At 66.7% G+C, this 610-nt stretch carries 1 protein-coding gene; it reads left to right on the top strand.

The features are described 5' to 3' along the window. Positions 1-610 (top strand): class I tRNA ligase family protein (locus J7528_RS23915; RefSeq protein ID WP_291879853.1); only part of this gene is annotated, 610 nt, incomplete at both ends.

Below are 610 nucleotides of genomic sequence, written 5' to 3'. Positions count from 1 at the left end.
GCTGTGGTGGGGTCATCGCATTCCGGCGTGGTTTGACGAGGTAGGCACCTGCTACGTCGGCCGCAGCGAGGATGAAGTGCGGGCGAAGCACGGCCTCGGCGCCGATGTCGAGTTGACCCAGGACAGCGACGTGCTGGAGACCTGGTTCTCCTCGCAGCTGTGGCCGTTCTCGACCCTGGGCTGGCCGGACGCGGACGCGATGGCGCAGCGCGGGTTCGATCGCTACCTGCCGTCGTCGGTGCTGGTCACCGGCTTCGACATCATCTTCTTCTGGGTGGCGCGGATGATCATGGCCACCGACAGCTTCACCGGGAAGGTGCCGTTCCGCGACGTCTACATCACCGGCCTGATCCGCGACGCGCAGGGCCAGAAGATGTCCAAGTCCAAGGGCAACGTGCTGGACCCGCTGGACATCATCGACGGCATCGCCCTGGAGGACCTGGTCGCCAAGCGCACCAGCGGGCTGATGCAGCCCAAGCTGGCCGAGAAAATCGAGAAGGCCACGCGCAAGGAGTTCCCCGACGGCATCATCGCCCACGGCGCCGATGCGCTGCGCTTCACCATCGCCGCGCTGGCCGGCCACGGCCGCGACATCAAGTTCGACCTCGGC

The sequence above is a fragment of the Caulobacter sp. genome (assembly GCF_017744445.1).
Classification (GTDB): Bacteria; Pseudomonadota; Alphaproteobacteria; order Caulobacterales; family Caulobacteraceae; genus Caulobacter.
Note: the sequence above shows the minus strand (reverse complement) of the source record. Positions and strands in the feature narration are given on the sequence as shown.